Annotated in this window: 21 protein-coding genes; 14 read left to right on the top strand and 7 right to left on the bottom strand. The window is 67.8% G+C overall.

Annotation, left to right across the window (positions count from 1 at the left end):
- Positions 1–111 precede the first annotated feature (111 nt).
- The 4 genes from ACFMRZ_RS18680 to ACFMRZ_RS18665 are packed head-to-tail and all read left to right on the top strand — an operon-like array spanning position 112 to position 2,170.
- A complete protein-coding gene (locus tag ACFMRZ_RS18680; RefSeq protein ID WP_400180154.1) occupies positions 112–510 on the top strand; it encodes a hypothetical protein in 399 nt (132 codons plus the stop codon).
- Positions 507–857, top strand: coding sequence for a hypothetical protein (locus ACFMRZ_RS18675; RefSeq protein WP_400180153.1), 351 nt, complete (start codon positions 507–509; stop codon positions 855–857). Before ACFMRZ_RS18680 ends, ACFMRZ_RS18675 begins: the two co-directional genes overlap by 4 nt.
- The gene (locus ACFMRZ_RS18670) at positions 854–1,060 is read left to right on the top strand and encodes a hypothetical protein (RefSeq protein ID WP_400180152.1); all 207 of its coding nucleotides are present in this window, start codon (positions 854–856) and stop codon (positions 1,058–1,060) included. The genes ACFMRZ_RS18675 and ACFMRZ_RS18670 overlap by 4 nt, the downstream gene beginning before the upstream one ends.
- Before the next feature lie 57 nt (positions 1,061–1,117).
- Positions 1,118–2,170, top strand: coding sequence for a TfoX/Sxy family DNA transformation protein (locus tag ACFMRZ_RS18665; protein WP_400180151.1), 1,053 nt, complete (start codon positions 1,118–1,120; stop codon positions 2,168–2,170).
- 18 nt (positions 2,171–2,188) lie between these two features.
- Here ACFMRZ_RS18665 and ACFMRZ_RS18660 read toward each other — a convergent pair whose 3' ends face one another.
- On the bottom strand, positions 2,189–2,506 hold the full coding sequence (locus ACFMRZ_RS18660) for a hypothetical protein (protein ID WP_400180150.1): 318 nt from the start codon (positions 2,504–2,506) through the stop codon (positions 2,189–2,191).
- A gap of 257 nt (positions 2,507–2,763) precedes the next feature.
- Between ACFMRZ_RS18660 and ACFMRZ_RS18655 the strand changes: the two genes are divergently transcribed.
- Entirely contained in the window at positions 2,764–3,501 is a 738-nt protein-coding gene (locus tag ACFMRZ_RS18655; RefSeq protein ID WP_400180149.1) for an alpha/beta hydrolase, read from the top strand.
- Positions 3,502–3,606: 105 nt separating this feature from the next.
- Here the strand turns inward: ACFMRZ_RS18655 and ACFMRZ_RS18650 are convergent, their stop codons facing one another.
- The gene (locus ACFMRZ_RS18650; RefSeq protein ID WP_280271042.1) at positions 3,607–4,479 is read right to left on the bottom strand and encodes a LysR family transcriptional regulator; all 873 of its coding nucleotides are present in this window, start codon (positions 4,477–4,479) and stop codon (positions 3,607–3,609) included.
- A gap of 74 nt (positions 4,480–4,553) precedes the next feature.
- Here ACFMRZ_RS18650 and ACFMRZ_RS18645 point away from each other — a divergent pair, with 74 nt between their 5' ends.
- Positions 4,554–5,804 carry an MFS transporter gene (locus ACFMRZ_RS18645; RefSeq protein WP_400180148.1) on the top strand — a complete coding sequence of 417 codons (1,251 nt, stop codon included), beginning with the start codon at positions 4,554–4,556 and terminating at the stop codon, positions 5,802–5,804.
- Between the two features lie 75 nt (positions 5,805–5,879).
- Here ACFMRZ_RS18645 and ACFMRZ_RS18640 read toward each other — a convergent pair whose 3' ends face one another.
- The 4 genes from ACFMRZ_RS18640 to ACFMRZ_RS18625 form a co-directional block, all read right to left on the bottom strand.
- On the bottom strand, positions 5,880–6,125 hold the full coding sequence (locus tag ACFMRZ_RS18640) for a hypothetical protein (RefSeq protein ID WP_400180147.1): 246 nt from the start codon (positions 6,123–6,125) through the stop codon (positions 5,880–5,882).
- Positions 6,122–7,231, bottom strand: a complete 1,110-nt coding sequence (locus ACFMRZ_RS18635) for a dihydrodipicolinate reductase (protein ID WP_400180146.1) — start codon at positions 7,229–7,231, stop codon at positions 6,122–6,124. The genes ACFMRZ_RS18640 and ACFMRZ_RS18635 overlap by 4 nt, the downstream gene beginning before the upstream one ends.
- 139 nt (positions 7,232–7,370) lie before the next feature.
- The gene (locus ACFMRZ_RS18630) at positions 7,371–8,198 is read right to left on the bottom strand and encodes an SDR family oxidoreductase (RefSeq protein ID WP_400180145.1); all 828 of its coding nucleotides are present in this window, start codon (positions 8,196–8,198) and stop codon (positions 7,371–7,373) included.
- A 57-nt stretch (positions 8,199–8,255) separates the two neighbouring features.
- Positions 8,256–8,870 (bottom strand): TetR/AcrR family transcriptional regulator, encoded by a 615-nt coding sequence (locus ACFMRZ_RS18625; RefSeq protein WP_400180144.1) that lies wholly within the window; start codon positions 8,868–8,870, stop codon positions 8,256–8,258.
- Positions 8,871–9,084: 214 nt separating this feature from the next.
- Here ACFMRZ_RS18625 and ACFMRZ_RS18620 point away from each other — a divergent pair, with 214 nt between their 5' ends.
- The 6 genes from ACFMRZ_RS18620 to ACFMRZ_RS18595 all read left to right on the top strand — a co-directional run bounded on the left by ACFMRZ_RS18620 (position 9,085) and on the right by ACFMRZ_RS18595 (position 12,792).
- Entirely contained in the window at positions 9,085–9,828 is a 744-nt protein-coding gene (locus ACFMRZ_RS18620) for a hypothetical protein (protein WP_400180143.1), read from the top strand.
- The gene (locus ACFMRZ_RS18615) at positions 9,825–10,526 is read left to right on the top strand and encodes a hypothetical protein (protein ID WP_400180142.1); all 702 of its coding nucleotides are present in this window, start codon (positions 9,825–9,827) and stop codon (positions 10,524–10,526) included. Before ACFMRZ_RS18620 ends, ACFMRZ_RS18615 begins: the two co-directional genes overlap by 4 nt.
- A gap of 18 nt (positions 10,527–10,544) precedes the next feature.
- The gene (locus ACFMRZ_RS18610; RefSeq protein WP_400180141.1) at positions 10,545–11,138 is read left to right on the top strand and encodes a cytochrome c oxidase subunit 3 family protein; all 594 of its coding nucleotides are present in this window, start codon (positions 10,545–10,547) and stop codon (positions 11,136–11,138) included.
- 2 nt (positions 11,139–11,140) lie between these two features.
- Positions 11,141–11,431, top strand: a complete 291-nt coding sequence (locus tag ACFMRZ_RS18605; RefSeq protein WP_400180140.1) for a cytochrome C oxidase subunit IV family protein — start codon at positions 11,141–11,143, stop codon at positions 11,429–11,431.
- A 43-nt stretch (positions 11,432–11,474) separates the two neighbouring features.
- Complete coding sequence (locus ACFMRZ_RS18600; RefSeq protein WP_400180139.1) at positions 11,475–12,395, top strand: undecaprenyl-diphosphate phosphatase; 921 nt, start codon at positions 11,475–11,477, stop codon at positions 12,393–12,395.
- Between the two features lie 127 nt (positions 12,396–12,522).
- Entirely contained in the window at positions 12,523–12,792 is a 270-nt protein-coding gene (locus ACFMRZ_RS18595; protein WP_280367392.1) for a hypothetical protein, read from the top strand.
- Between the two features lie 6 nt (positions 12,793–12,798).
- Here ACFMRZ_RS18595 and ACFMRZ_RS18590 read toward each other — a convergent pair whose 3' ends face one another.
- Entirely contained in the window at positions 12,799–12,975 is a 177-nt protein-coding gene (locus ACFMRZ_RS18590; protein ID WP_280367411.1) for a hypothetical protein, read from the bottom strand.
- An 18-nt stretch (positions 12,976–12,993) separates the two neighbouring features.
- On the opposite strand from ACFMRZ_RS18590, the gene ACFMRZ_RS18585 reads away from it, so the two are divergent.
- Together ACFMRZ_RS18585 and ACFMRZ_RS18580 are read left to right on the top strand one after the other, a co-directional pair.
- Complete coding sequence (locus ACFMRZ_RS18585; RefSeq protein WP_280271030.1) at positions 12,994–13,644, top strand: hypothetical protein; 651 nt, start codon at positions 12,994–12,996, stop codon at positions 13,642–13,644.
- Between the two features lie 66 nt (positions 13,645–13,710).
- On the top strand, positions 13,711–14,397 hold the full coding sequence (locus ACFMRZ_RS18580; RefSeq protein WP_400180138.1) for a DUF6882 domain-containing protein: 687 nt from the start codon (positions 13,711–13,713) through the stop codon (positions 14,395–14,397).
- The last annotated feature ends 4 nt before the right edge of the window (positions 14,398–14,401 follow it).

The following is a 14,401-nucleotide window of genomic DNA, read 5'->3' as shown; positions in this document are numbered from 1 at the left end:
GCGCGGAGTCCCGGAACGGCTCCGAAGAGAAGACGTAGCAGCAACCTTAGCGTGCACGACGTACCCCCGCACCCAAAATCCAACACACTCATCAGGTTTCGGGGAACAACCATGACAAGAGACGACTGTGGCGGCGTGCGCGTCGATCCACCGGGTATCTGCGGGCTGGCGGAGGTGGAGTCGGCGCATCGGCTGATGCAGCGGCATCGCGGCTGCCGCGTCGAACACTGCGACTGGAAGCGGGTCGCCTACCTCACGCTGGTCCTGCACGGCCGGCTGGCGCCGCAGGAATTGAGTCCACGCGAACGCGCTCACCTGCGCGGCATCCCGTTTCCGGGAGGGTCGGGCAACCCGCTGCCCGAGCCGCCCGAGCACGATGCCGCACCACCGTTGGGCGGTCCGGTGTTCGCGACGGATCGGCCTACGTTGCAACAGGTTCTGGATGGCCTGACTCGGTTGGCGATGCCGAACTTCTACGCGCCCGACGAGCGTGAGGGGGAGCGGCGATGAGCCCGTGGGAGTCGGTGCACAGCGTTCTCGCGGTGGTCGGGGCGGGGTTGTTCGCGGTGGTCGCCGTCGGGTGTGTGTGGCCGGTCATCAGGCCTCGCCACGAGGCGCCGGCGCGGCCTCGGCCCGCGCGGGCACACCGTCCGATGCGCCCGATGGAGTGGCCGATGGACTGGACCTGCGATCTTCCGAACCGCCCGCTCTCGCTGCGGGACGCCCACCGGGCGATGCAGCTCCATCGCGAACACGGGTGCGCACGCAAGCGCGCCGCCTTCGCCATGCTGGTCGCCCACGGCCACATCGTCCCGGATTCTGCTCGGCAGCACGGCTTCTGGGGGAGCGGGCGATGAACGGCCACCGGCTCTGCCCGGTTCCGCGGGACCCGGCCGCGGCGCGGGTGCGGAGACTGTCGGCACGTGCCGAAAGCGCCGGATACCACCTCGTCCGGCAGTCCACGCCGCCGTACAACTGGAAGCTGCTGGACGCATCGGACGGTGAACCGATCTTCGTGACCGCCACCCTCGATGCCGTCGAACGCTGGCTCGACAGTTGAGCGGCCGCGAAGAAATCGGTTGTGCCGCACACGGAACTCTGGCCTCATGGAAGCACGATGAGCAGAGTCAAGACGCAGCGTCCCGGAGTCGCCCGCACGGTCGGCGACGGGATGAAGCTGCACCGCCGGTCGATACGGTTGGACGGTCACGTCCACACCGTCATCTCGCTGCGCCCGGGTACGTCGGTCCGGTTCAGCACCAACCGTTTTCACGACACCTGGCATCTGCTCTCCGACGATCGCGGCGCACACCTACTGGCACATCTCCTGTGGGGCATGTCCTTTCAGTCGCGCCCGGGCACGCTGCTCGTCATCGACCACCCGTTCCTGACAACGACCCCGTTCGACGCCGACCCGGCCGACCCGATCGTGCTGGTCCCCGGCTGGTGCACTCGTCTCGGCCCGCGCGCGGCACGAGAACTGGTGCGGCGCTTGCCCTTACGCTCAGCCCCAGAGGGCACCATCAGGTGGCACACCCACGGCTTGACCGCAGCGGGCGACGACTCGTATCTCCCATATTGGGAGCGCGAACGCGGACACACCCAACGCTTGTCCGGCGCGATCGTGGTCACACCGTCCACCCCGGCGGAGTGCCGCCACTGGGCGGCGAGCGCCCTCGCGCTGGACACCACCCGATACCCCAGCGACCACACCTACCTCGGCCCCTGGGACCACGGCCACGACGGCGAAATCCAGATCTTCCGCAATTTCCACCGCATGATCGGCACGGCCCGCCGCGCCCGCCACCAGGTCCTGCACCGCCCCACCCCACCGGCGAACCCGGACGCCCTGCGAATAGCCGTGTGGGACAGGGCCGACGTCCTCAACTACACCGCCCACCTGCACATCCGCGTGTGGCGCGACGGCGAATGGCACCTCGGCTACTACGCCGCCCGCTGGCTCGCCGCCGCCGATGTCCACTCACTCGCCGACCTCGAGCGCATCGGCGCGATCGAGACCTACCGCCGCCTGAAAGCGGCCGAAATCAAGGGCCTCACTATCCGAATGCTGTGGGCACTCGACGCCGCCCTCCGCGGCCACAACCGCCACAGCCTGACCCCCCACCGCAAACGCGAACTACTGGCAGAACTCCACTCATCGCGCAGTTAGCTGTTGGAACTGCACGACTTACGCTTGGATAACCTCGATTCCCACCAGCGCGTTCAGTGAGTCGCAGCCGGCCCACGACTGGTTTTGCCCATACTGTGCCGGCCCGTATTTCCAGTAGACGAACGGGACGGGCCAGGCAACGCACGTGAGTTTCACCTGATGCCAGGTCGGCAGCTCACAAGTGGACATTCCGCCGGTATTGAAGATGCTGTAAACGTGACAGTTGGCCTGCCATACCGGCACGTCAGCCTGTGCCACGCCACCACCGACGAGTGTGGTGGCCGCAGCGGCGGCGGCAACGGCAGCGCCGGCAGCAATTCGTTTCGCTGAAAACATTCGAGCCTCCTGAATGGGTGATGCTCGACACATCGCACATAGGTAGCCACTGCGTTACCGAGAGCCGTCGGTGTCGGTGTGCAAAAAGCGTTGGCGGGGGTGCGTGGACCACTGATAGCCTTCCGGAGGCCGGACCAGAGAACGAGGAGGTGGTACCCGTGAACGCAGTATCGACATGGGTGCTCCCCTCCGGGGTCACGGTCGGGCGATAGGTCGTCCGGGAGCGCCGTTCAAGTGCACTCCCGAAAGGCACGACCATGCATTTCGCTTCTGAACAGCGCCTCGACGACGGCATTCTCGAGCGCGAATTCACTCTCGGCGAGGTCCCCGGCATGCTGTGGACCGCCGGGTCCGCCATCGCACCGGCCCCGCTGATTCTGCTCGGCCACCCGGCCGGACTCGGACTGCGAAGGATGTACCCGCGCCTGCTGGCCCGGGCCCGGCACGCCGTGGCGGACGGCTTCGCCGCGGCCACCATCGAACACCCGTGGAACGGCGACCGGCCCCGTTCGGCCGCAGCCGAACAGGCCCGCGCCGACCTGCGCCGGACGCTCGAGGCCGGCGATCCGGTCGATGACGAACTCGTCGACCGGCTCATTCTCCCGCTGGTCGACCAGTCCGTCCCGGAATGGCAGGCCACCCTGGACGCCCTTCTCGCGCTGCCCGAGATCGGTGGCCCGGTCGCGTATTCGGGAGGGGTGATCTCCATCGGAACCCGGCTGGCGGTGGTCGAGCCGCGCATCTCGGCCGCCGTTCTGTTCGCCGGGAGTTTCGTGCCCCGCGCGATCATCGAGGAGGCCCGCCAGGTCGCCATCCCGCTGCTGGTCCTGCTGCAGTGGGACGACGAAGGAAACGACCGGCAACACGCCCTGGACCTCTTCGACGCCTTCGGCTCCAAGGAGAAGTCGTTGTACGCCAACATGGGTGGGCACACCGGCGTCCCGGAGTTCGCCGGTGCGGAAGCGGGCCGGTTCTTCGCCAGGCACCTGAAGTGAGGCCGGTCCGCCGGTACGGGATCTGACCCGCCCCGCGGTGCGGCAGGCGACCGGCGTGCGCAGTCGGGCGGGAGAACCGTCCCATTGCCGCACGTCGGCCGCCCCTTACCGGCGACCGAGGTCGCGTAGTGCGTCGATGACGGTTTGGGCAGCGTTGGACGGAGTGCGCTGGGCGTCGTGGGCGATGCTGAGTTTCCACGGGACCGGCGTGCCCGCCTGCTCGCTGTATCCGACCCCGGTGAAGCGCAGCGCTACCGAATGTGGGACCAGGACGACGCCGAAATCCTTGGCGGCCAACTCGAGTGCGAAGATCTGGTCCGCCACCTCGATCACCGGCCGGCGGTTCGGGTACAGCTCGTCCGCGATCGTCCGGATACCCCAGCCCGGCGGGAAGTCGATGAAGCGAATGCCGTCGAGATCATCGGCACGGTATCGGCGGCCCGCGAGCGGATGGCCGGGTGCGGTGCACAGCACCAAGGTCTCGGTGCTGACGGAATGTGTTGTGATACCGGGGATTTCGTCGCTCATCCCGGCCAGCAGCGCGATATCCAGACTGCCGTCGCGCAGCCCCGCGATATTCCCGGCGACGCCCGAGGTGCTCTGCCGCATCTGCAGCGTCACCGCGGGATGGCGGCGGTGCATCTCGGCGATGACCGCCGCCAGGTCGAGCGCGCGGATATTCATCAGATTGCCGATCACGACCTCACCGCGAACCTGGCCCCGGGTGCTGTCGATCGCGTCCACCACCTCCCGCCGCGCACGCAGCATCGCGCGGGCCGGGCCGACCATGGCCTGCCCCGCCTCGGTCGGCTCGAGCGCTCGCGGCATCCGATCGAACAATCGCGCGTCGAGTTCGTGTTCGAGCTTTGCCACGCTCGTCGACACCGCGGACTGCACCAGATTCATCGACCGCGCCGCCGCGGTGAAGGACCGCCGCTCGTAGCAGGCGAGAAAGCATTCGATCTGCCGAATCTCCACCCGGCAAGCCTATCTATTCTGTAGATAGCCATATCGAAATTCATCGCTTCCATTGATTGCGTCCGCATCGGACGATGGTTCTCGTGAGTATTTCGACTGCCCCTCCGGCCGCCAAGCTGACGCGCCTGGTCGTCCTGGTCTTCGCGATCACCGCGGGTTCGTCCGCCGGTTGCCTCTACTACCTGCAGCCGCTGCTGCACGAGGTCGCGGGTGAGCTGTCGATCTCGACGGCGACCGCGGCCCTGGTGGTGAGCGCGGCACAGGTCGGTTATCTTGCCGGGCTGGCGCTGCTGGTGCCGCTCGGCGACTTCCTCGAACGCCGCCGCATGGTCCCCGTGCTCTTGGCGGCTTCCGTTGCCGCCCTGATCTTTTCCGCGGCAGCGCCGAACCTTCCCGTGCTGCTGCTCAGCGTGTTCGCCACCGGCGTCACGGCCTCGGCGGCGCAGGTCGTGGTGCCGTGGGCGTCGGCGCTGGCCCATCCCGACCGGCGCGGCGAGATCGTCGGGACGGTGATGAGCGGGCTGCTGCTGGGCATTCTGCTGTCGCGGGTGCTCGCCGGTGCGGTCGCGCAGCTCGGCGGATGGCGTGCGGTGCTGGTGGTCGCGGCCGGGATCCAGCTGGTGATGTCGGTGAGCGTGTATCTGCTGGCTCCGGCCACCGGGCAGGCCGCGCGGGTGCCGGGCGCGTCCGGCGAGCGTTACCTCGAGGTGCTCGCCTCGATCGTGACGCTCATCCGCGTCCACCCGGTGCTCCGGCATCGCATGGTGCTGGGATTCCTTGCGATGGCGTGCTTTTCGGGCGTGTGGACGGCGATCGCCTTCCTGCTCTCCGGAGCGCACGGGGCTCCGTACGAGTTCTCCGAGTTCGCGATCGGGCTGTTCGGGTTCGCCGGTGTGGCGGGCGCATTGGGCGCGCCCGTGGTGGGACGGCTGGCGGACCGTGGGCGGTTGCGCGCGGTGACGACCCTGGTGTGGATCGTCGTGCTGATCAGCTGGGCGTTGCTGGCCTGGGGAGGCCACAACCTGTTCGCCCTGGTGGCCGCGCTCCTGGTGTTCGACTTCGGCATCCAGGGCATCCAGCTGTCCAACCAGAGCGCCGTCTACGCCCTCGACCCTGCCGCCCGCAGTCGCCTGACCACCGCCTACATGGTGACCTATTTCCTTGGCGGCGTGGCGGGTTCGGTCACGGCCGGGTCGGCCTACCAGGCCGGTGGATGGTCGCTGGTCTGCGAACTAGGCTCCGCCGCAACCATTCTCGGCCTGGCGCTGTGGGCGCTGTTCGCGCGCGGTGCCCACGCCTCCCGCCCCGCTCCGCAACCGGCCTAAGCGGACACAAAACGCCTCGACACGGCGAAAAACAGCCACGTCAACCCGAATTGTGTCCACTCAGGCCGGTCGCGCTCAGCCCCTGACGACCCGCGGATCCCCATGCCACCCACAGGGCAGTCCGCAGGTCGGCTGGATCGTGACCTCGACCCGGCCGCCCACGAACCTGCGGACGATTTCCGAGGCCTGGGCCGGGTAGCCGCAGCGTGCGCAGGTACCGAAGTAGTTGAGGGCGTCGCGGACGGTGGTGTGGATCGGCGGTTCGGCCGACGCCGGGTGTGGGCGGCGGGCGAGCGCGTCGGGGGTAGGGGCGGTGGTCATGATGCTCCGTCGGTGGCCTGCGGCACCAGGCCGCGGGGCAGGATCAGCGGGAGGTCGTTGTAGGTCAGAATGCCGGGCGGCGCGGCGACCACGGCGGGAACGGCGTTGATCACCGGCATGGCCGTCATGATGTGGCCGAGGGTCATGAAGTCGGCGATGGTCTCGGCCTGGAAGTCCGGCGGCGGAAGGAAGCTGATGACGTTCTTCACCGTCGGTCGGCCGTCGACCTGGAGGACCCAGCCGTCCTGATCGATCTTCCAATCGGGGTCCAGGGTCTGCCCTTTGCGCCAGCGGATATCGATCTCGACCACGGTCCGCCCGCCCGCTGAACCCTTCCACGAGGCGTGCACTCCCGCGACGCAACCGGCCTCGATGGTCCACGAACCGAGGTCGAGATCGGCTGTGGTGCGGGCGTATTCGGCATCGCAGCGCACTTCGTCGAGTTCCACGCCGAGCGCGTCGGCGATCAGGCGCACGGCCTCGCCGAAGACGCCCGTGCCCTGGGTGGTCATCGCCGGGAGATCCGGGTCATCGATCGGGCGACCGAAGCCGACCGGCCGCTCCGTCGCGGGGGAGTCGTAGAAGGTGGTGTCGGCGGCCTCGAACACGGTGACCTTGTCGACCCGATCGCAGATCCCGGCCGAGAGGATCGCCATCAGGTTGATATAGCCCGGACTGATACCCGAACCGAACATGGTCGACCCGCCGCGCCGGCAGGCCTCCGCGATCCGCTCGCGGCCTTCGCCCTGGTTGTGGCCGGTGATGAAGGAGGCCGTGGCCACGACATCGATTCCGGCGGAGAGGATGCGGACCAGTTCGTCCACATCGATCCACATCGGGTTGTACACAACACAATCCGGCTTCAGGGCCAGCAGCGCGTCGATATCGTTGGTGGCCTCGACGCCCAGCGGCGCGATACCGCACAGCTCGCCGACGTCACGACCGGACTTGTCCGGGGACCAGGCGTAACAGCCGATGAGCTCGAGGCCGGGATGGGCCGCGATCGCCCGTACCGAACTCTTGCCGACATTGCCTGTCGTCCATTGCACCACCCGGTGCGGGCGTGGGTCGGCCACGGCGCCTCCGGTATCCAGCTCAGCAGCCATGACCCCTCCGTTCGGTACGTCAACGAGCGGTAATGACGTTATCACGCACGGAGCGGCAGAGATCCGTATTTGGATGTCGGATATTCAAATTTGATAACAATATTCTCCGACAGGATTCAGCCCCGCCGGACCTCGTAGCTCACCCGTTCCGGGCCGCCGCACCGCCGACCGCCGCCACCACACCGCCGTCCACCAGCAGATCGGTACCCGTCACGAACGACGCGTCCGGGCTCAGCAGGAAACCGACCGCGGCGGCGATGTCGTCGGGGGTGCCGGGGCGCTTGGTCCCCGACGCCGCGATCATGGCACGCATCCGATCGCCGGGCGCCGAGGAGAGTTCCTGGCGGCCCATCGCGGTCGAGATCACCCCCGGACTGACCGAGTTGATCCGCGCCCCCCGCTCACCCCACGGCCCGCTCGCGGCGCGGACCTGGAAGAGATTGGCGCGCTTGGCGATTGCGTAGGCGCGTCCCGGCTCGGTCAGCACCTCGGGAGCCAGGAACGACAGCTTCGTCAATTCCTCCGTGGGGGTCGTCGCCAGCGCCGCGTCCTGATCGGCGGGCAACGGATTCAGGTGTCCGGCCATGCTCGCGATGACCACGCCCGCGCCGCCGGGCGCGACGATGCGGCCGAACTCCTCCAGTACCAGGCCGACTCCAAGGAGATCTACCTGCAGGATCGCCGCTATGGTCGCCTGCGCGGGCGAGAGCCCGGCCGTATGTACCACCTGCGTGACCGGTCCCAGCGAATCGGCCGTCTCGGCCAATGCCGCGACCGACTCCCGAGCCGAGACATCCACGTGCGCCGGGGTGACGATGTACCCGTCCGCCGTCATGGCCTCGGCCACCGCCCGCAGCGCGGCTTCGTCGTAATCCGCGACCAGCACCTGCTTGCCGCTGCCCTGGCGGCGGGCGATCGCGCGACCCATCCCGCCGGTACCGATGACCACCAGCACGTCCCGAACCACGGTCGCCTCCGTTCGTGGGGCTCTCGCCCGGTAATCGCGTTCTCGGCGATGGTAACGCTATCCCGTAGCGCACTCCACGCGCAGGCCGAGCAGGTAGGTGGACAGATACTCCGCGAGGAACGGGGTCCGGACCTCCTCCGCCGGGGGCAGCATGATGAGCAGGGCGTAGAGGCCCGCCAGGAACGACACGCCCTTGTGGAAGACATCGACCTCCGCGGGAATCTCCCCGCGTCCCTGGGCATTTCGCAGTTCGTCCACCACCGTGACGATCACCGGGTGCAGCAGCACCTCCTCCGGCGGCGGCCGGGTCGAGGAAAAGTGCAGCCCCAGAAAGTCTTTGAACAACCGGTGGCCCAGGCGGGTTTCGAGGTCCTGGAGTGAGCGCAGCGTCGCGGTGAGTGTGGTCCGCACGTCGTGCGGTTCGGCGAAGCACTGCGCGAGATCAGCGGCGATGCGGTCCTCTTCGCGCTTCTCCAGCTCGAACAGGACGTGCTCCTTGGTGGGGAAGTGGAAGAAGAAGGTCGCATGCGCGACTCCGGCCGCCGAGACGATCGCGGCGATATCGGCGCCCGCCATGCCGTCGCGCTTGAACTCGGCCAGTGCCGCGCCCAGTAGTCGCTCGCGCGTCTGGCGGCCCTTCGTGCCGCGCGCGGGCGGCTTGTCCTTCAGCACCTGTGGTCCGCTCTCCTTCGTTTCGGGTCCATCGGCATTCTACGACAGCCAGAACTGACTGAAATCAGAAAACTCTTCCCTTCGGTTGGTGTCGCGGGCTACCGTCGCTGTGACGGATCCCGTTGCAGTCAGCGGGATTAGAATCCGATGTGGCCTCGCGCAGCTGTGGCGCCGCCGGATGGACAGCTGACTACGGTCAGGTTGGAGGAATCAGGTGCAGATCCTCGAACAGGCTCAGGACCTGCCGAAGGCCGGAAATATCAAGGCGCAGTGGGTGAGTCTCTGGACGGCTCCGGTGGCGGCCGTCGTGCTGCTGCTGGCGTTCGTCGCCTTTCCCGGCTTCCGCCCGCCGATGTCGCCCGAGATGTCGGCCACGGAGGTGGCGGCGTTCTATCGGGACAACACCGCGTGGATCCGGTTCAGCATGGTCACCTTCAACCTCTGCGGGGTCATGATCGTCCCGTTCTTCGCGGTGATCGTGGTCCAGATGAAGCGGATGCGGTCGCAGAGCCATGTCTTCGCCTACTGCTACCTCACGGCGACCATCAGCGGCGCCACCATCTTCGCGTTGTCCAACATTTTCTTCCTCGTGGCAGCATTCCGCCCGAGCCGTGATCCCGAATTGGTGCTGCTGCTCAACGATCTGGCGTGGATCGTGTTCATCGCGCCGGTCGGCATGGTGGTCAGCCAGTTCCTGCTGCTCGCCGTGGCGGTCTACTTCGACGATGGACCCGAACCGGTGTTCCCGCGCTGGGTGGGGCACTATGCGCTGGCGACGGGGGCGGCGATGATTCCGGCCGCCGGCGCGGCGGTGTTCCGGACGGGGCCGCTGGCGTGGGACGGTGTGCTGTCGTTCTGGCTGCGTAACGGCGCGTTCGCGCTCTTCCTGGTCGTCATGTTCTTCGTGCTGCGCCGGGTGCTGCGTCGCCAGGCCGTCGATGAGGGCGTGGCCGGATGAGGGGCAAGCCCGACGTCCGGTTGATCTACTGGATCTTCCCCGGCTTCTACGCGGTCTTCGGCGTGATCATCTGCCTGCTGGCCCGGGTGACGCCCCCGCCGCGCCCCGATGTGACCACGGCGCAGAAGGTCGATTTCCTCACCTCGCACAGCCTCACCATTCAGATCGGGTTCGGGCTGCTGCTGATCCTGCTCGGCGGCGCGGCGGTGACCAACGGACTCGTCGGCTACCACATGAAACGGATGTCCGTCGGGTCGGTGTTCGCTTACGGCTACCTCGGCGGCATGGCGGTCGGTGCGCTGCCGGGGTTCCTGCTCGTCGCCACCTGCTTCCTCACCGCCACCTTCCGCACCGGCCGCGATCCGGAAGTCGTCGGCCTGCTCTACGACCTCGGGATGCTGTCCTACAACGGCTCATTGGGCTGTTTCTCCACCGCCTACCTCGTGCTGGCCGTCGCCATCCTCTACGACAAACACGAGATCTTCCCGAAATGGTTTGCCTACGTGAGTATTTGGCAGATCGTCACCGAGGTGATCGCGACGCAGATGTTCCTGTTCGACGCGGGGCCGTTCGCGTGGAACGGTTCCATCGCCTTCTGGCTGGCGGTCGTGGTGTTCAGCGTGTGGCTGGGCGCGCTGATCGTGCTGCTGAAGCAGGCGACGGAACGCGAACCCGCCGACGCGCCCGCTCTCGACTGAACCGGCCGGAGGAGTGCCATGACGCAATCGGATTCGCTACCCGCGCCGCCGCGCGACGCGCCCGCGAGAGGTCATCTGCCGGGCGACGGTCACATGTGGGTGATGGTGCTCGGCGACATGATCATCTTCGGTGGCTACTTCGTCATCTTCATGATCTACCGGACCATGACGCCGAACGAGTTCCTCGCGGCGCAGCAGCACCTCGACCTCGACGTCGGTGCGGTGAATACGGTGGTGCTGCTGACGAGTTCGTGGTTCGTCGCGCGCAGCGTCCTGGCGGCGCGCGCCGGGCGGCACGAGCAGGCGATCCGGCTGGTCTGGGCGGGCGGCGGCTGTGGCGTGCTGTTCATGGTGCTCAAGGCCTACGAGTGGGCGCACGAGATAGCCGCCGGCAGAACCAATTCCGAGCTGTTCTACTCGTTCTACTACGTGCTCACCGGGGTGCATCTGCTGCACGTCGCGATCGGGCTGATCGTGCTCGGCGTCGTCGTCCGCGAACTCCGCAATCCCGCCCGGCGCCGGGTGTCGATGGTCGAATCCGGCGCGGTCTACTGGCATATGGTCGATCTGCTGTGGGTCGTCATCTTCGCCCTGCTCTACGTGATGAGGTAAGCATGGCCGTCAGCTCGGAAACACCCAGCGCCGCAAGGGCGATCACGGCCGTGTGGATCGTGCTGGTGCTGGTCACCATCGGCACCTGGTGGCTGGCGCCCGGTCACACGTCCGGCGCGGCGGTGGGCAGCGTGCCGATCACGGTGGTGGTCCTCGCGCTCGCGGTGGTCAAGTCGCGCTTGATCGTTCGGTACTTCATGGAGGTGCGTGCCGCGCCGCCGTGGCTGAAGCGGGCCACCGACGTTTGGCTCGCCGTCCTGTTCGCGGCCGTGCTCGTCATCTATCTGGTCTGAGCCGCCCGGCAATTCCGTTTCCGCCTGTGCGAGACTCCCACCGGTGCTCACCTATTTCGAAGCGGCGGTCATCGGTGCCGTGCAGGGGGTCACCGAACTCTTCCCGATCTCCAGTCTCGGGCATTCCGTGCTGATCGCCGATTGGCTGGGCGGTGACTGGAAGGCGCTGACCGGGCACTGCGAGACCTGCGGGGGCGCAGCGTATCTGGCGTTCGTCGTGGTGCTGCACGTGGCGACGGCGCTGGCGCTGCTGTGCTACTACTGGCGCGACTGGCTCGCCATGGTTTCCGGGTTCGCGGCGACCCTGCGGACCGGACGCGCGGAGACGGTGCCGCAGCGGCTCGCCTGGCTGATCGTGATCGCCACCGTCCCCGTCGCGGTGCTCGGCACACTGCTGGACCATTCGCTGCACGTACTGTTCGGTGCGCCCGTCTACGCCGGAATCTTCCTGACGCTCAACGGTGTCGTGCTCGTCGTGGGCGAAGGACTGCGCCGCCGCAACGAACCCACGCTGGCCGAGTACGGGCGCCGGTTCGCCCGGCGGCAGACGCGCGCCGCCGCCCTGCCCCGCCAGCGGGACCGGCCGCTGGCGGCGCTCGGGGCTCGGGACGCCGTCGTCATCGGCCTCACCCAGACCGGTGCGCTGCTGACCGGATTCAGCCGCGCCGGGCTGACCATGGTCGGCGGGCTGTGGCGCGGCCTCGAACGCGAGCATGCCGCCAAGTTCGCGTTCCTGCTGGCGACGCCGGCGATCCTCGGTGCGGGCCTGCTCGAACTGCCGGAGCTGACCGGACCCGAGATCGTCGCCGTCCGGGGGCCGGTTCTGGTGGGTGCGCTCGTGTCGGGTGCGTCGTCGGCCCTCGCGGTGCGGTTTCTCGAAAAGTATTTCCGGACTCGGACGTTGCTGCCGTTCGCGGTGTATTGCGTGGTCGCCGGGGTGCTTTCGGTAATCCGCTTTCGCTGATCGGCTATCCGTCCCGCCTGTGCGGACCAGTCTGTTTCCCTCGACAGGTTTGGGTCCGCGCTGTGCGGCAATGTGCCGAAACAGGTGCGGGGCACGATGTCCGGCCCCGGATAAGGGAAGTTTCAGCATGACCGTGGAAGGCCCAGCGGAGATTCCGCCTCTCGACGACGCCACCGACATCGCCCGCTCCGCCGAGGTGCAACCGGGGGAGACGCTCGCGGACACCAGGAACTGGGCGGGGTTCGTGGCGCTGCTGTTCGGGGTGTTCGCGGCCGTCGTCGCGATCACCGCGCTGGCGGCGGGTGCGTCCCAATTGGCGTGGGGCGCCGGGGTGCTCGCGGGCGTGGGCCTGATCGGCGGCATCGCCCTGATCGTGTTCGTGCGGCGGGGGCAGTAGCTGTCGCTACTCGGCGGCGTCCTTCGGCAACGGGTCAGCGGGATCGCCGACTCGGTCGTGCAGGCGTGCGCGGACCTGGTCCGGCGTGTAGGCACGTCTCTTGCGTTCCGCGCGGACGATGACGACTCCTGTTGCGGCAACACCGGCCGCGCCCGCCAAACCGAGTACCTTCCACCAGCGCATGTGCCTAGGCTACTGCGTATGGCGGGTACGAGCATCGACCTCGATCGCGCGCTCGAACTCACGCGGACCGGCGATCTCTGGCTGTTCCGTGGTAGTTCGGCGGCGGATCGGGCCATCCGGATGACCACCAACAGTCCGGTCAATCACGTCGGAATGGCCGTCGCCATCGACGATCTGCCCGTGCTGATCTGGCATGCCGAACTGGGGCGGGCGCTGCCCGACATGTGGTCCGGCACCCGCCACCGCGGCGCGCAGCTGCACGACCTTCGCGACGCGGTGGTGGTCTGGACCCAGCGCTACGGCCAGCGCGCCTGGTTCCGCCAGCTCGACCGCCCGGTCACCCGCGAGATGGAAGACAACGCCCTGCGCACCATCGCCCGCCTCGACGGCCTGCCGTTTCCGTCGACCAGCAGCCTCGCCGCCCGCTGGTTCGGCGGCCGGGTCGGCCGCTTCCGCCGGAAAAGTTCGGTGCGACGGCCGGACTCACCTCAGGACCTGCGCAGCGCCTACTGCGCGGAAATCGTCGCCATGACATATCAGTCCATGGGGTTGCTCCCCGAGCGTCGCCCGAATTGGTATGACCCCGGCCGTTTCTGGAGTGGTGACACCCTCGAGCTGTCCGGGGGATACCACCTGGGCGGCGAGATCGCGGTAAACGCTGCGGAGTAGCCGGACGGGTGTGCCGGGGTTAGGGTTTGGCGGGTGGGAGGAAATGCCGGACGGGAACCGTCTGTTGTGGGTTTGCTGGATGACGCCGCGCTGCTGTCGTATGAGCATCAGGAGTACCTGAGCGAGGTGCTCGGGGTACCGGCCTGGCACGTCGACTACGAACCGCCGCGATTCGAATTCAGTGGTGAGCGGAATCTGGTGTGCACCCGGTTCCATGTGCTCGGCAGTGCCGCGCCGGGGCCGCAATCCTGGCTGTGGAGTTGGGCCAACCCCGACTGGTATCCCGACGAGGTGACCGAACTGGCCGAGACCGTACGCGATTACGGTGTGCGGCATGGCATTCCGCTGCTGTCGGAGCCGGAGGTGCCGTTTTCCGAGTTCCCGGAATCGCCCACCGATCCGCTGCGGGTCACCTGGCTCGTCGGCGAGCTGGCGAAGGCGATTTCGGACAGCTGGACGTGGTACAGCGCGCCGGTCGGCGGCGGTACTCGGCTCGCCGTCCTGGTGGAGCACCCCGACCTGGCCGTGCCCCCGCCCGACATGCTGCGCGTCTCGCGCGTGATGCAGGCCGCCGACCGGCTGGGTCTGCCGGATCATCGGCGCGCGATGTACAGCTATGCGGTGCGGCGCGGCTTGCGTGCGGACTTCGACGCCGACCGGTCCAAGCTGTATATCGAAGGGCCGGACCTCCGCGTTGCCGTGGTCTTCGACGAACGCGGTCTCTTCACGGCCCTGTCGGCCGGAAAAGAATGACGTT

The sequence above is a fragment of the Nocardia sp. N2S4-5 genome, assembly GCF_044628355.1.
Taxonomy (GTDB): domain Bacteria; phylum Actinomycetota; class Actinomycetes; order Mycobacteriales; family Mycobacteriaceae; genus Nocardia; species Nocardia wallacei_B.
This window is presented reverse-complemented; position numbering and strand designations above follow the sequence as displayed.

Excerpts from the sequence above, each read along its gene's own strand:
- ACFMRZ_RS18670 (WP_400180152.1), top strand. The coding sequence starts at position 854 with ATGAACGGCCACCGGCTCTGCCCGGTTCCGCGGGACCCGGCCGCGGCG.
- ACFMRZ_RS18635 (WP_400180146.1), bottom strand. The coding sequence starts at position 7,231 with ATGGCTGCTGAGCTGGATACCGGAGGCGCCGTGGCCGACCCACGCCCG.
- ACFMRZ_RS18595 (WP_280367392.1), top strand. The coding sequence starts at position 12,523 with ATGACCGTGGAAGGCCCAGCGGAGATTCCGCCTCTCGACGACGCCACC.
- ACFMRZ_RS18610 (WP_400180141.1), top strand. The coding sequence starts at position 10,545 with ATGACGCAATCGGATTCGCTACCCGCGCCGCCGCGCGACGCGCCCGCG.
- ACFMRZ_RS18655 (WP_400180149.1), top strand. The coding sequence starts at position 2,764 with ATGCATTTCGCTTCTGAACAGCGCCTCGACGACGGCATTCTCGAGCGC.
- ACFMRZ_RS18660 (WP_400180150.1), bottom strand. The coding sequence starts at position 2,506 with ATGTTTTCAGCGAAACGAATTGCTGCCGGCGCTGCCGTTGCCGCCGCC.
- ACFMRZ_RS18590 (WP_280367411.1), bottom strand. The coding sequence starts at position 12,975 with ATGCGCTGGTGGAAGGTACTCGGTTTGGCGGGCGCGGCCGGTGTTGCC.
- ACFMRZ_RS18645 (WP_400180148.1), top strand. The coding sequence starts at position 4,554 with ATGGTTCTCGTGAGTATTTCGACTGCCCCTCCGGCCGCCAAGCTGACG.
- ACFMRZ_RS18680 (WP_400180154.1), top strand. The coding sequence starts at position 112 with ATGACAAGAGACGACTGTGGCGGCGTGCGCGTCGATCCACCGGGTATC.
- ACFMRZ_RS18640 (WP_400180147.1), bottom strand. The coding sequence starts at position 6,125 with ATGACCACCGCCCCTACCCCCGACGCGCTCGCCCGCCGCCCACACCCG.
- ACFMRZ_RS18585 (WP_280271030.1), top strand. The coding sequence starts at position 12,994 with ATGGCGGGTACGAGCATCGACCTCGATCGCGCGCTCGAACTCACGCGG.
- ACFMRZ_RS18675 (WP_400180153.1), top strand. The coding sequence starts at position 507 with ATGAGCCCGTGGGAGTCGGTGCACAGCGTTCTCGCGGTGGTCGGGGCG.
- ACFMRZ_RS18665 (WP_400180151.1), top strand. The coding sequence starts at position 1,118 with ATGAGCAGAGTCAAGACGCAGCGTCCCGGAGTCGCCCGCACGGTCGGC.
- ACFMRZ_RS18605 (WP_400180140.1), top strand. The coding sequence starts at position 11,141 with ATGGCCGTCAGCTCGGAAACACCCAGCGCCGCAAGGGCGATCACGGCC.
- ACFMRZ_RS18615 (WP_400180142.1), top strand. The coding sequence starts at position 9,825 with ATGAGGGGCAAGCCCGACGTCCGGTTGATCTACTGGATCTTCCCCGGC.